We start from the raw sequence: 13,367 nt of genomic DNA on the forward strand, positions 1-13,367 counted from the left end.
GAGGAGTCGCGCCGTGAGCCCCGTCTACGACGAATTTACGTTTGGCGGAGCCATTGTCTCCGCGTTGCTCGAACGCGGGTGGGACCTCGGCAACACCCACCACTACCGAACCGACCTCGGGCTCGACACTGCACAGCTCTACGAGTTCATCGGGGCGACCCAAGCCGACGTCTGGTCCGAACTCATCGCCGTCTACGGTCACGACCAAGAGGAAGCCCAGCGCGGGTTTGCCAAGCGGCTGGACCAAGCCATCGCGACTGAGGGCCTTCTCCACGTCCTCCGTGATGGGGTGAAAGACCGTGGCATCCTCATCAAACTCGCCTACTTCAAGCCGAATCTCGTTCCCAACGACGCCTCGCTCGACAACCACCGGGCGAACCGGCTCACCGTTGTCCGTGAGTTGGAGTATGCGACGAAACAAGCTGACGCCGGCAATCGGCTCGATCTCGCGCTCTTCCTCAACGGGATCCCGATTGCAACCGCCGAGCTCAAGAACCCCCTGACCGGACAAGGTGTCGAGCACGCGAAGGAGCAGTACCGCTCCGATCGGGATCCGACCGAGCTGATCTTCATGCGGCGGGTCATCGCGAACTTCGCCATAGACCCCGACCTGGTGTTCGTGACGACGCAACTTCGCGGCGCACAGACTCAGTTCCTGCCGTTCAACACGGGTTCCGCAGGGCCGGGTCTTCCGGGTGGCGCCGGGAACCCGACTCCGACCACGCCCGGCACGTACCCGTCCTCCTACCTCTGGGAGCAGGTCTGGCAGCGCGACAACTGGCTCGACCTCATCGAGCGCTTCGTACACACGCATAAAGCGAAGAAGCCGGGCGGGGGAACCGACACGCAGACGATCTTCCCCCGCTACCACCAATGGGACGTGGTCAAGAAGCTGACCGCTCACGCCGCAACGCACGGCGCCGGGCACAACTACCTGATCATGGCCTCCGCCGGTTCCGGCAAGTCCAACACGATCGGGTGGCTCGCGCACCGACTCAGCGATCTCCACACGCCGACCAACCCCGCCGCGATCGACCCCGAAGCCCTCGCCAAGGGACTCGAACCCGGCAAGCCGGTCTTCGACAAGATCATCATCATTACCGACCGCCGCAACCTCGACTCCCAACTCCGCGAAACCGTCGGCAGTTTCGAGCAGACCGTCGGGCTTGTCGTGAAGATCGACGAGAAGCACGGCGCCAAGTCCGAACAACTCGCGAACGCGCTTTCCCGTGAGACCGGCAAGATCGTCACGGTCACCTTGCACACGTTCCCCGCCCTGGTCGACTACCTTCAGCGGAACCCCACCGAGATCCAGGGCAGCAAGTTCGCGATCATCGTCGACGAGGCCCACTCCTCACAGTCCGGCGACGCCGCAAAGGACGTGCGTGCCGTACTCCGGGACCTCGGCCTGGACGGCGACGACGACGCACAGGGCGCTACCGAAGCCGAAGAAGGCGCCGTCCCTGCCGACACCGTCAAGACCCGGCTCGAACGCAAGGCCGAGCAGCGCGGGCGGGCTCCCAACCTCTCCTACTTCGCCTTCACCGCCACCCCGAAGTCCAAGACCCTCGAACTGTTCGGCACGCCCGAGACCATCGACGGGAAGCTGACCTACCGTCCGTTCCACACGTACTCGATGCGTCAGGCCATCGAGGAAGGCTTCATCCTCGACCCGCTCCGGAACTACGTCACCTACAACACGTACTGGAAGCTGGTCAACGAGAACCCTGACGAGCGCGAGGTCGACCCGAAGAAAGCCAACAGCCTCCTGGCGCGCTTCGCGGTCACGCACGAATCGACCGTGGCCCAGCACGCCCAGGTGATCACCGAGCACTTCGTCGCCCACACGCGCGGCCGTCTCGGCGGACGGGCCAAGGCGATGGTGGTCACCGCCTCACGCCAGAGCGCCGTGCAAATGGCCCGCGCCATCAAGCAGTACATCAGCGATCGGGACTACGACACCAAGTACCTCGACGTCGGCGTGCTCGTCGCGTTCTCCGGATCGCTCAGCTACGAAGGCAGCGAGACCACCGAGTCCAAGGAGAACGGCGGTATCCCCGAAAGCGCGCTGCCGAAGGCGTTCGCGTACACCCGCGCCGACGACAAGGCGACCCGCTCGGGCGGCCGCGGGCAGCAGGAGTACCGGATCCTCGTCGTCGCGGAGAAGTACCAGACCGGGTTCGACCAGCCCTTGCTGACGACCATGTACGTGAACAAGACGCTCACCGGCATCTCCGCCGTTCAGACCCTGTCCCGACTCAACCGCACGGCCAAGGACAAGTCGCAAGCCGACCTGGCTGTCCTCGACTTCGTCAACGACGCCGAGGACATCCAGGATTCGTTCCGCCCCTTCTTCGAGGAGGCGATGACGCTCCCCAGCGACCCGAACCTCCTCTACGCAGCGCAGAGCCGGGTCATGTCCGCGCCGATCCTGACCGAGAAGGAGATGCAGGAGTTCGCCGTGGCCTACCTCGACGCCGAGGGGAAGGCGGCCGGGAGCCCGACGAAGTGGCAGCGCCTGCATGCCGAGCTGTACCGGCTGCTTGCCCCAGCCGTGCAGCGGTTCACGGATCTGATCGACAGCGAGGACGAGGACGATCACACCACGGCGGAGGACTTCCGGGTTGATCTCAAGGACTACGTCCGCAAGTACGGCTTCCTCGCGCAGATCGTCCCCTACCGCGACTCCGACCTCGAACGCCTGCACCTGTACGGCCGCCACCTCCTCAACCGGCTCCCCCGCCGCGCCGATGGCGGCGTCGACATAGGGGAAGTCGACCTGAGCCACATGCGGGTGGAGAAGACCGGCGAGTACGACCTCGGGCTGACGTCCGAAGGCCCCACGATGATGGCGGGCTTCGCCGACGGCACCGCCGGACTCGCCGAGGCCGAGAAGTCCCCGCTGTCCGAGCTGATCGAGCGGTTCAACGACAAGTACGGGACCGAGTTCACCGAACAGGACCTGATCCAGCCGTTCGAGGAAGCGATGGCCGACCCCAAGGTCCGTGCCGCCGCTGTCGCGAACAACGATCCGGACAACTTCGGCGTCGTGTTCGACAAGGTCTTCGAGGACAAGATCGCCGACCACATCGACACGATCGCCGGCCTCGGAAGGCAGTACTTCGGAGCCGACAAAAGCTTCAAGAACACCCTCAACCGCAGCGCTCGACGGGCCGCATGGCGGATGATCCGACAAGAAGAGGACGTCGAGGACTGACGGACACCGCGCGCGGCCCGGCGGCAACACCAGGCCTTGGCAAGCACATCGGGCCGGCCGCACGCCAACCGTCTGGACGAACGATCGTCACACGCGTCACACTGGGAACACGGCAGAGGACACTCGGTCATCCGCTCCTCGCGTGAGCGGCCGAGCCCTCAAGAGGTGTAGCAGTCGAAACGGGGAGCAGCCGCGTGCCGCCGCAAGTGATCTCGAATCGCTACGAGCTCGTCCAGCCGCTGAGCCACGGCGGCATGGGCGACATCTGGCGGGGATACGACCGGACGCTCGACCGCCCGGTGGCCGTCAAGCTCGTACGCCAGGCGGCAATCGGGAACTCTCCCGAGGTCGCCGAGGAGTTCGCCAAGCGGTTCCGACGTGAGGCGCGTATCACGGCCAGGATCCAGCACCCTGGTGTCCCCCAGGTCTTCGACGCCCTGCTCGGCGACGACTTCGACAACCTCTACCTGATCATGGAGTTGGTCGACGGCCTGCCGCTGTACGACTACATCGACCCGAACAACCCGCTCCCCATCGCGTGGGCCGCCGCCATCGCCGCGCAAATCTGCACCGTGCTGTCGCACGCCCACGAGGTGCCGGTCATCCACCGCGACCTGAAGCCCGGCAACATCATCGTCGCGCGTGACGGCACCGTGAAGGTGCTCGACTTCGGCATCGCCGCGATTCTGCGGACCGACGTCACCAAGCTCACCGCGACCGGCAGCCCGGTCGGCACCAGCCAGTACATGTCGCCCGAACAGGTGCAGGCGAGCCGGATCACGCCGCAGAGCGACCTGTACGCGCTCGGCTGCGTCCTGCACGAACTTTTGTGCGGGAAAACGCTGTTCGACGGCAACGCGTTCCTCCTCATGCGCCAGCACGTCGAGGCTCCGCCGAGGCCGCTGCGCGACCTCCGCCCCGAGGTTCCCGAGCCACTCGAGGCCCTCGTGCTCCATCTCCTCCGCAAGCGGCCGGAACGGCGCCCGGCCGACACACAGGAGGTGTACGAGCGGCTGCTGCCGTTCCTCCCCCAAGCAGGTGAAGCGCCCGCGCCTGCCGGAACGGTGGTCGAGAACGTCCCGGACCCGACGCGGCTCTACCGGCAGCCGTACGCACCGCGCCCCCGGCCGGCCCGTGCGACCGCCGCGGCGGCACCCACGGTGCTCAACCCTCAGGCGCTCCCCCCGGTGGTGCCGGTCCCGGCCCAGCTCGCCGAGGACATCAGGGCCGCCCGTGCGCATGCCGAGGCGCTGCTCGAGGAAGAGCGTTTCGCCCAGGCGGCCGAGGTACTGGGCGAGGTCTTGGAACCGGCCACGTCCGCGCTGGGCGTGGACAACCGCAAGGTGCTCGATCTTCGTCAGATGCGCGCCGCCGTGCTGTTCCTCGGCGGCGACTTCCGCAACGCGCTGCCCGAGTTCGACGCTCTCGCCGAGGCGTACGCGCGTACCTCCGGCCCGGCCGGCCCCAACGCCCGGCTGTGCCGTGCCCAGGCCGCCCACTGCCGCGCCGAACTGGGCCAGGTGACCGCCGCGCTCGAACAGTTCGAGGCGGTGCTCCGCCAGGTGTCCGCGTCCGAGGGCGACGCGGGCGAGGAGGCCATCGAGCTGCGGAGGGCCATCGGCTTCCTGCTGCTCTCCGAAGGCCGCTACGTCGAGGCCCGCGACGTCCTCGAAGCGCTCCATCAGGACCTGTGCCTCGTCAATGGACCCGATGACGACGAGACGGCCGAGATCGCGGATGCGTTGACCCGCATCCGCCTGGCCCACGACAGCCGGAACCCACGCGCGCCGAGAGGCTGACCGCATGCCCCAACTCGCTTTCGAGATCGGTTTCCTGAACCAGATCGGCAAGCTGCCGAAGCCCGTCCTGAGGGAAGTCTTCGACGCTTGGGAGAAGTTCGGCAGGCTGACGACCGAACAGCTGTTCCGGGACCCCGGGTTGAACCTGGAGGCGCTGAAGCGAGCCCTGGACCCGCGGATCCGCACGATCCGCCTCGGACAGATGTGGCGCGGTGTGGTGCTCGCGCCCAAGACCGGCGACACGTTCATGCTCCTGCGGGTCATGCCGCACGACAAGGCGATCGCCTGGGCGATCAAGCAGAAGGCGAGCATCAACGCGGTCACCCGGGCAGTGGAGATCCGCGACGCCGCCACGTTGGAGGAGCTGGCGCCCGCGTACGAGCAGATCGCTCCGGCACCCGAGCAGCGGCTGTTCGCCAAGGTCTCCGACACGGAATTGGAGGCCCTCGGCATCGACGCCGAGACGCGGCGTGCCGTGCGGATCCTCACGAACCAGGAGCAGCTCGAGGTCTTCGCGCCGTTCTTCCCGCAGGATCAGCGGGAAGTCCTGGAGTATTTGGCGGCCGGGTTCTCGGTCGAGGAGGTCTGGCAGTACGTCGTCACGCAGAACCGCCAGTCCACGTCCGAGCCCGCACACGACCAGGACTTCGAAACCGCTATCCGCAACACGCACACGCGCATCGCCCTGGTCTCGGCGCCCGACGAGCTGCGCGAGATTTTGGGCAAGCCCTTCGACGCGTGGCGGATCTTCCTGCATCCCTCCCAGCACAAGATCGCCTACCGCCCGAGCTACTCCGGGCCGGCGCAGGTCCGCGGGGGCCCCGGCACGGGCAAGACGGTGGTGGCGCTGCACCGGGTGAAGCACCTGCTGGAGTACCTGCGCGAGGGTGAGCGGATCCTGCTGACGACGTACACGAAGGCGCTTGTCCATGCGTTGAAGACCGGGCTCGCGGCGTTGGTCCCCGAGGAGGAGTCGCGTGGACTCGTTGACATCAGCACGGTTGACGCGTTCGCGGGGCGAGTCGTGGCTGCCGCAGGCGGTGCGGCGCGACGGCCGATCAGCGGCAAGGACGAAGGCCTTCTGTGGGTCGAGGCCGCGAAGGCCACAGGGTTCCCCGGGACAGGACAGTTCCTCGCACAGGAGTACAAGCACGTGATCCTGGCGCAGAACCTCACCAGCCTCGAGGAGTACGCCGCGGCCGAGCGCCACGGGCGCGGGACCAAGATCGCCCAGTCGCTCAAGCCTCAGGTCTGGGCGGCCGTCCGGGAGTTCCACCGCCGCCTGGACGACGGAGGGCGGCGCACGTACCTGCAGACCTGTGACGAAGCCGCGCGCCTCCTGGCCGAGCGCGGGCCGGCGTACCGGCACATCGTGGTCGACGAGGCGCAGGATCTGCATCCGGCGCAGTGGCGACTGCTGCGCGCGGCGGTACCGGCGCGTCCCGACGACCTGTTCATCGCCGGAGATCCGCACCAGCGGATCTACGACTCACGGGTCTCGCTGAAGGCGCTGGGCATTTCGGTGGCGGGTCGTTCCACGAAGATGAGGAAGAACTACCGCAGCACGCACGAAATCCTCCGCTGGTCGACGTCCCTGCTCGTGGGCCGCCCCATCGCGCAGTTGGAGGACGAGAACCGGAGCGAGACCCTGCTCGGCTATCGGTCGGCCCTGCACGGGGACGGCCCCGAGCTGCACGCGGCCGCATCCGACGACACCGAGATGGCCGCGCTGGTCGCGCGGGTGCGGAGGTGGCTCGATTCCGGTGTGCTGCCGGGCGAGATCGGCGTCAGCAGCCGCTTCAACGCGACGTGCGACGCCGCCGTCGCCCATCTGAAGGCGGCGGGAATCCCCGCGGTGCGCCTGAACGCGGACGGCTCGGGCGAGGCGGACGCCGTCCAGGTGGGCACCATGCACTCGTTCAAGGGGCTGGAGTTCCGTTGCGTCGCGGTCGTCGGCGCACACGAGAGTGCCCTGCCGTTCCAACGCGCGATCACACCGGTGGAGGTCGACCGCCTTCAGCACGAGGCCGACCTCATGGCGGAACGATGCCTGCTGTTCGTGGCCTGCACACGGGCACGGGACGGCCTGTACGTGTCCTGGGCCGGCAAGCCCAGCACGTTCCTGGCCGAGGCCGGCCTCTTGTGAGCGGGCCCTCGCCGAGGACCTGCTCGCCGTGCCGAGGCTCGGGTTCGGCGGCCAGAAGCGACGTTGCTCTCTGAGCCGCCGACCGACCGAAGCCCCCGGAGCCGCGACCGCTATGCCCAGGTGGGGCCGGCGGTCATGCCGCCGTCTATGAGGAATTCGGCGCCGGTGGAGTAGGAGGAGTCGTCGGAGGTGAGGAAGAGGGCCAGTTTGGTTACTTCTTCGGGTTGGCCGACGCGGCCGAGGGGGAGGGCGGCGTAGATGTCGGCGGAGGAGGTGTCGTCGGCGACCAGGCCTTCGACGTTTTCGGGGCGGACCATGGGGGTGTCGATGCCGCCGGGGTGGATGGAGTTGACGCGGATGCCGGCGCGGCCGAGTTCGAGGGCGGCGACCTTGGTCATGCCGCGTACGGCGAACTTGGTGGCGGTGTAGCCGATCATGTTCGCGACGCCTTGGAGACCGCTGGTGGACGAGGTGTTGACGATGGTGCCGCCGCCGGCCGCGGTGAGGGCGGGGATGACGGCCTTCATGCCGAGGAACACGCCGACCTGGTTGACGCCGACGATGTGCATGTAGGCGTCGAGGGTGGTGTCGACTATGGGGCCGAACTGGAGGATGCCGGCGTTGTTGACGAGGCCGTCGAGTTTGCCGAAGGCGGTGGTGGCCTCGGCGACGGCGGCGGTCCAGTCTGATTCGCTCGTGACGTCGAGGTGGACGTAGCGGGCGGCGTCGCCGAGGGACTTGGCGACGGCGGTGCCCTGGTCGTCGAGGATGTCGCCGAGGACGACGGAGGCGCCTTCGGCGGCGAAGAGACGGGCCTCGGCCTCGCCCTGGCCGCGGGCGGCTCCGGAGACGAGGATGACGCGGCCGTCGAGCTTTCCCATGGGGAATACGTCCTTCCGGTTGCTGGGCGGGGCGCAGTTGCGCCGGGGCGACGCGGGGTCAGCCGAGGGGGATCTTGAGGTGGTGGGTCAGATCGCCGTTGTGGGTGGTGACCATGTGGCGGGTGGCGAAGCGCCAGGCGCCGTCGGCGTCGCGGGTGAAGGTGTCGCGGTAGCGGCCGGTGATGATCGGCTGGAGGGGGAGGTCGGGCGTCGCCTGGAGGACGGTGAAGTAGGAGCGGGCGGAGGCGGTGCCGGCGTCCTCGTCGATGTCCAGGATGAGGTTCGTGGTGACGTGGTTGGTGTGCGGCGTGCCGTCGTCCTCGTAGCGGCGGGTCCACGTGTCGTACATCGCGAAGACGCCGTCGCGGCCGGTGACCCTGGTGTCGGTGCCCTCAGTGGTGATGACGGCGTCGGCGAGCAGGTCGGCGACGCGGTCGAAGTCGCCGGCGTCGATGGCCTCGGCGTACAAAGCGATGAGGTTCGGGACGGCGATGTGACCGGGCTGCTTCTCGGGTGACACGTGTGCTCCTCGTCCGTCGGTCGGCCGTGATCGGCGGCCGCCTGCACGGTACGGGCAGCCTCGCGCGGAATCCAGACACACACGCGGGCGCACAGAGGCCGCACTTTGTCGCCGACTCGCGGGACGCGGACGGCGTGGCCGTACGCGCCCCGCGAGTGGGGCGACTTTTCGCAGGGCGCTTGGGGACGTACGCCGCCCCGGGTGCCCACGCCGAGTCCCGGGTTGCCCCCGCGGCGCGCCCCGACGGCGCGTCCCCGGTGCCCCGCGGCACGTCCCGGGTGCCCGGAGCGAGGCAAATCGCTCCCGATGGCTCTTTAGTGACGCGCCGTCAGATGGCATGGTGAGCGGGTGCGCCGCCGCCTCGGGGCGGTCGGCGCCGCCACGCCGTGCCGGGGTGGCGAGGTCGCCAGAGAGTGTGAGGTTCTGCCGTGGTTCTTGATCCTTCCGTCGCGTTGCTGGCCGGAAAGACGGCCGTTGTCACCGGGGCCGCGCGCGGCATCGGCGCGGCCACGGCTGTGGCTTTTGCGCGCTTTGGTGCGGATGTTGCGATCTGCGACAAGGAAGACCAGAGCGAGACCGCCAAGGCGATCGAGGAGGCGGGGCGGAAGGCGGTCGTCGGCACGCTGGACGTGCGGCACACGGATGCCGTCACCGACTTCCTGGCCCGGGCCCACGCCGAACTCGGCCCGCTGGACATCCTGGTCAACAACGCGGGCGGCGGGTTCTGGTCGCCGTTCCTGGACATCCGCGCCAAGGGCCAGCAGGCGCTGGTCGACGAGAACTTCACCACCGTCACAAACGTCGTACGCGCCGGCGTACCGCTCATGAACGACGGCGGCTCGATCGTCAACGTCACGAGCGTCGAGGCGCACCGGGCGGCGCCCGGATTCGCCGTGTACGCGGCCATGAAGGCCGCCGTCGAGCAGCTGACCAAGTCGCTGGCTCTGGAGCTGTCGCCGCGCCGCATCCGGGTCAACTGCGTGGCGCCCGACGCGATCCCGACGCCCGGCGACGAAGGGCTCGCGGAGGCCGTCGGCGGCGTCGACTACGGCGAGAAGGTGCCGCTCGGCCTGGGCACCCCCGACGACTGCGCGGCGCCGATCGTGTTCCTCGCGAGCGCGATGTCCGGGTTCATGACGGGGACGACGCTGCACGTCGACGGCGGCACCGACGCCGCCTCCGGCTGGACGCGCCGCCCCGACGGCACCTGGACGCCCTAGCTGTATTGACCCGCAGCCCTGACCCTGGCCCGGCCCTGGCCGTAGCCGTAGCCCCAGCCCTGGCCGCCCCTCCCCGCTCCCGGCCCCGCCCAAGACCCGGCTCGGGAGCCCGCCCTCCGTCGAACGACGTGCCGGGGCGCGTGTGCGTCTCCGACACGCACGCGCCCCACCCCACCACCGGACCCACGCCAGGCCCCACCCGCCCCACGTGCAAGCCCCACCCACCCCACGTGCAAGGGAGCCCCATGGAATTCGGCATTTTCGTGCAGGGGTACAACCCGAAACACCGGCGCGAGGGCAACCCCGACGCCGAGCACGAGGCACTGATGAACGACATGGCGTACGCGATCGCCGCCGACAAGGCCGGTTTCAAGTACGTGTGGCTGAGCGAGCACCACTTCCTCGACGAGTACTCGCACCTCTCCGCGAACGACGTGATGTGCGGCTACCTCGCCCACGCCACCGAGCGCATCCACATCGGCTCGGGCATCTTCAACCCGCTGCCCCAGGTCAACCACCCCGCCAAGGTCGCCGAGCGGGTCGCCATGCTCGACCACCTCAGCGGCGGGCGCTTCGAGTTCGGCACCGGGCGGGGCGCGGGGAGCCACGAGATCCTGGGCTTCCTGCCGGGCATCGAGGACATGAACCGGACCAAGGAGATCTGGGAAGACGTCATCCGTGAGTTCCCCCGGATGTGGCTCCAGGACGAATACGAGGGCTACGAAGGGCGCTTCTGGTCGCTGCCGCCCCGCCGCATCCTGCCCAAGCCGTACGGCAAGGCCCATCCCGCCATGTGGTACGCCGCCGGGTCCCCGAGTTCGTACGCGATGGCCGCCAAGCTCGGCCTCGGCGTGCTCGGCTTCTCGATCGGCGACGTCGCGCAGGCCGAGAAGGCGGTCGCCGACTACAAGCGGCAGATCGGTGACGCCGAGCCGATCGGCGCGTTCGTCAACGACAACGTGATGGTGACGTCCACCGGCTTCGTGGCGGAGACGAAGGAGGAGGCGTACCGGGCCGCCGTCGACTCCCGTCTGATGTACCTGACCAGCAACGTCTTCCGGTACCACGACACGTTCCCGCACCCGGAGGGCATCCCGTACTGGCCCGAGACGATTCCCGATCTGACGTACGAGGCCGTGGAGTTCGCGGCGGACGCGGGCGCGATGATCGTCGGTGACCCGGACACCGCGATCAAGGCGGTCCGGCAGTACGAGGCGGCGGGCGTCGACCAGCTCACCCTGGGCCTCGGCGCCGACACGCCCGAGAACACGCTGCGCACCATCCGCCTGTTCGGCGAGCACATCATCCCCAGGATCGACACCGACCCGGAGCACCGCACCACGAAGCTGCGCAGCGCGGCCTGACGCCTGTGCGCGGCTGACCCTCTGTGCCGTCGCCGGGCCGGCACCCGGCGCCCGGCCCGGCAGATCCCCCGCCGTCCCCGCGGACGGACGTCCCCCGGTCCGACACGTGTCATCCCCCGGCGAGCCACGACGACGCGAAAGGGAACCGCGATGGAGTTCGGAATCTTCATTCAGGGCTATGTCCCCGACAGCGCGCGCGAGACCGATCCCGAGGCCGAGCACAACGCGCTGCTGGGCGAGATCGAGTTGGTGAAGGCGGCCGACGCGGCCGGCTTCAAGTACGTCTGGGTCACCGAGCACCACTTCCTCGACGAGTACTCGCACATCAGTGCCAACGACGTCGTGCTCGGCTATCTCGCGCACGCGACCGAGCGCATCCACATCGGCTCCGGCATCTTCAACCCGCTGCCCAAGGTCAACCACCCCGCGAAGGTCGCCGAGCGCGTCGCGATGCTCGACCATCTCTCGCACGGGCGCTTCGAGTTCGGCACCGGGCGCGGGGCGGGCAGCCACGAGATCCTGGGCTTCCACCCCGGTATGACGGACATGAACGGGACGAAGGCGATCTGGGAGGAGACGATCGCCGAGTTCCCGAAGATGTGGCTGCAGGACGAGTACGAGGGCTTCGAGGGCGAGTACTGGTCGCTCCCGCCCCGCCGCATCCTGCCCAAGCCGTACCGGAAGCCGCACCCGCCGATGTGGTACGCGGCCGGCAACACGGCGTCGTACGCGATGGCCGCCCGCAAGGGCCTCGGCGTGCTCGGCTTCTCGGTCGGGTCGCCGAGCGAGCTGGAGCCGGTGCTCGCGGCGTACAAGTCGGAGATCCGCAATGCGGAACCGGTCGGCGCGTTCGTGAACGACAACATCATGGTGACGAGCAGCGCGATCTGCTTCGAGGACCGCGATCGGGCGCGCGAGGTGATGATGCGTCCGCGCAACACCTACCTGCAGAGCCTGGTGTTCCGGTACCACGACACCTTCCCGCACCCGGCGACCGTGCCGGTGTGGCCCGAGCTGATCCCGGACCCGACGCCCGAGGCGGTGGACTGGATGCTCGCCGAGGGCATGACGTGCTGCGGCGACCCCGACGACGTGCTGCGGCAGTGCAAGCGGTGGGAGAGCACGGGCGCGGACCAGTTGACGTTCGGGCTGCCGGTCGGGCAGACGATCGACGAGGCGCTGGAGTCGATCCGGCTCATCGGCGAGCACGTCATCCCCAAGATCGACACTGACCCCGTGCACCGTACGTCGCGCTTCCGTGACGCGGCGGCCTGACGACCCGGACGTGGCGGGTCCGACAAGTCAGCAGGTACTGACACCGCATCAGATCTGACGTACTGTCAGCCAGGACTTTCGGCGAAAAGGAACACCATGGGCTTCAAGGAGTACCCGATCCGCGCGACCGGGATGCTGTTCACCGCGGTCGACCCGGAGCGCGGCCACGAGGTCGAGTACCACCGGTGGTACGAGCGCGACCACTTCTACGCCGGCTGCATGATCGGCCCCGGCATGCTGGCGGGCAAGCGGTGGGTCGCCACGCGCGAGCTGAAGGACCTGCGCTTCCCGTCCGAGAGCGACGTCGTCCCGGCCATCGACGCCGGCTCGTACCTGGCGATCTACTGGGTCAACGACGGCCAGTGGGACGAGTGGAACGCGTGGGCGGTCGAGCAGGTCAACTGGCTGTACTCGAACGACCGCGGCTTCCCCAACCGCACACACGCGCACACCGGCATGTACCTGCACAACCGCCGCTGGTACCGCGACGAGGACCCGGTGCCGCTGGAGCTCGCGCTCGACCACGGGTACCAGGGCCTCGTGTCGCTGGCCGTGCAGCGCGCCGAGGGTGTCTCGGCAGGTGACCTGGAGGCGTGGTTCGACGCGAACCTGCCCGATTTCCTGAGCGGTTCGGCGGTCGAGTCGGTCGCGGCGTGGACCGCCGTGCCGCTGGCCGACGACGCGCCGGCGTTCGTGCCGCGCGACCCGAACGCGGCCACCCGCAGCCTCCAGCTCTACTTCCTCGGCGGCGACCCGCGCGAGAGCTGGGCCGGGTTCCGTGCCTGGGCGGACCGGATCAACGCCTCGGGCATCGGCACGGTGACGTTCGCGGCGCCGTGGATCCCGACGATTCCGGGTCGCGACACGTACACGGACCAGCTCTGGTAGGTCGTGCGCAGCCCCTTTGGGGGTGACGGACCAAGGCGGCGGTACGCGGGGTCGCTG

General features: G+C 68.7%; 9 protein-coding genes. 7 read left to right on the forward strand and 2 right to left on the reverse strand.

Annotated features, from left to right (window positions below):
- The first annotated feature begins 13 nt into the window (after positions 1-13).
- The 3 genes from AB0C36_RS40485 to AB0C36_RS40495 all read left to right on the forward strand — a co-directional run bounded on the left by AB0C36_RS40485 (position 14) and on the right by AB0C36_RS40495 (position 7,162).
- On the forward strand, positions 14-3,217 hold the full coding sequence (locus AB0C36_RS40485; protein ID WP_358364100.1) for a type I restriction endonuclease subunit R: 3,204 nt from the start codon (positions 14-16) through the stop codon (positions 3,215-3,217).
- A gap of 194 nt (positions 3,218-3,411) precedes the next feature.
- Complete coding sequence (locus AB0C36_RS40490; RefSeq protein WP_358364103.1) at positions 3,412-5,016, forward strand: serine/threonine-protein kinase; 1,605 nt, start codon at positions 3,412-3,414, stop codon at positions 5,014-5,016.
- Positions 5,017-5,020: 4 nt separating this feature from the next.
- A complete protein-coding gene (locus AB0C36_RS40495) occupies positions 5,021-7,162 on the forward strand; it encodes a UvrD-helicase domain-containing protein (protein WP_358364106.1) in 2,142 nt (713 codons plus the stop codon).
- Between the two features lie 110 nt (positions 7,163-7,272).
- On the opposite strand, the gene AB0C36_RS40500 is transcribed toward AB0C36_RS40495, so the two are convergent.
- Together AB0C36_RS40500 and AB0C36_RS40505 are read right to left on the reverse strand one after the other, a co-directional pair.
- Positions 7,273-8,043, reverse strand: coding sequence for a glucose 1-dehydrogenase (locus tag AB0C36_RS40500; RefSeq protein ID WP_358364109.1), 771 nt, complete (start codon positions 8,041-8,043; stop codon positions 7,273-7,275).
- Positions 8,044-8,101: 58 nt separating this feature from the next.
- Positions 8,102-8,563, reverse strand: coding sequence for a nuclear transport factor 2 family protein (locus AB0C36_RS40505; RefSeq protein ID WP_358364111.1), 462 nt, complete (start codon positions 8,561-8,563; stop codon positions 8,102-8,104).
- A 428-nt stretch (positions 8,564-8,991) separates the two neighbouring features.
- Between AB0C36_RS40505 and AB0C36_RS40510 the strand changes: the two genes are divergently transcribed.
- The 4 genes from AB0C36_RS40510 (at position 8,992) to AB0C36_RS40525 (ending at position 13,310) form a co-directional block, all read left to right on the forward strand.
- Complete coding sequence (locus AB0C36_RS40510; RefSeq protein ID WP_358364112.1) at positions 8,992-9,783, forward strand: SDR family NAD(P)-dependent oxidoreductase; 792 nt, start codon at positions 8,992-8,994, stop codon at positions 9,781-9,783.
- 245 nt (positions 9,784-10,028) lie between these two features.
- Entirely contained in the window at positions 10,029-11,147 is a 1,119-nt protein-coding gene (locus AB0C36_RS40515; protein WP_358364115.1) for an LLM class flavin-dependent oxidoreductase, read from the forward strand.
- Positions 11,148-11,297: 150 nt separating this feature from the next.
- Positions 11,298-12,422 (forward strand): LLM class flavin-dependent oxidoreductase, encoded by a 1,125-nt coding sequence (locus AB0C36_RS40520; RefSeq protein ID WP_358364118.1) that lies wholly within the window; start codon positions 11,298-11,300, stop codon positions 12,420-12,422.
- Positions 12,423-12,518: 96 nt separating this feature from the next.
- Positions 12,519-13,310: a hypothetical protein gene (locus AB0C36_RS40525; protein WP_358364121.1), complete on the forward strand. Its 792-nt coding sequence runs from the start codon at positions 12,519-12,521 to the stop codon at positions 13,308-13,310.
- Positions 13,311-13,367: the final 57 nt, after the last annotated feature.

The sequence above is a fragment of the Streptodolium elevatio genome (genome assembly GCF_040649515.1).
In the GTDB taxonomy this organism is placed as follows: Bacteria; Actinomycetota; Actinomycetes; order Streptomycetales; family Streptomycetaceae; genus Yinghuangia; species Yinghuangia elevatio.